General features: G+C 69.1%; 2 protein-coding genes and 1 pseudogene. 1 reads left to right on the forward strand and 2 read right to left on the reverse strand.

Annotation, left to right across the window (positions count from 1 at the left end; all coding sequences use genetic code 11):
- A pseudogene (locus ACEN88_RS33215) lies at nt 1-115 on the reverse strand (protein-methionine-sulfoxide reductase catalytic subunit MsrP); the annotation flags it as partial.
- A gap of 29 nt (nt 116-144) precedes the next feature.
- Here ACEN88_RS33215 and ACEN88_RS33220 point away from each other — a divergent pair.
- On the forward strand, nt 145-450 hold the full coding sequence (locus ACEN88_RS33220) for an MFS transporter (RefSeq protein WP_413346571.1): 306 nt from the start codon (nt 145-147) through the stop codon (nt 448-450).
- A gap of 78 nt (nt 451-528) precedes the next feature.
- Here the strand turns inward: ACEN88_RS33220 and ACEN88_RS33225 are convergent.
- The coding region (locus tag ACEN88_RS33225; protein WP_413346569.1) for a hypothetical protein at nt 529-766 on the reverse strand (238 nt) is incomplete at its 5' end.

The following is a 766-nucleotide window of genomic DNA, read 5'->3' on the forward strand; positions in this document are numbered from 1 at the left end:
CCACGCAGCGCAGGCGGTAGATCCGCTCTTCCAGCGGCGCCAGTTTTACCAGGCGGTCGAGGTCGATCGTTTGGGGTTTATTGGCTTCGCCGTGGGTCTGCACGGTCCACGGTCGCGGGGGGCGCGGGGGCCGCGGCCATCTGCCTGTTCGTCGCGAGCTTCGCCATCGGGCCGGGCGTGTGCGTGTGGCTCGCGCTGTCCGAGCTGATGCCGACGCGGATCCGCTCGAACGGCATGAGCATCGCGCTGTTGATCAACCAGTTCGTGTCGACGTCGATCGCGGCCGTGTTCCTGCCGGCCGTCGGCCGCCACGGCTATTCCACGATCTTCTTCTTCGGCGCCGCGTGCACGGTCGTGTACTTCCTCGCGTCCGCTTTCCTGCTGCCCGAGACGCGCGGCAAGACGCTGGAAGAGATCGACGCGTTTTTCGCGCGGCCGGCCGCCAAGTAGAGGAAACTCGTCATTCCCGCGAAAGCGGGAATCCATACTGACTTACCGAATTCCGCACATCGAAAAATCAGTGGCCATTCAACGGAGCGGCTTCGGCACTTCAGCATGGGTTCCCGCCTGCGCGGGAACGACGTCGCGTAGCTGCTCGCGCCGGGCCGCCACGCCGTCCAGCACGTCGAGGATATCCGCCGCCATCACCGGCTTGACGAAATGGCGGTCGAAGCCCGCTGCCAGTGCGCGCTCGCGGTCGCGGGGGGGGGGGGGGGGGGGGGGGGGGGGGGGGGGGGGGGGGGGGGGGGGGGGGGGGGGGGGGGGG

It is taken from the genome of Massilia sp. CT11-108 (genome assembly GCF_047302915.1).
In the GTDB taxonomy this organism is placed as follows: Bacteria; Pseudomonadota; Gammaproteobacteria; order Burkholderiales; family Burkholderiaceae_D; genus Telluria; species Telluria orientalis.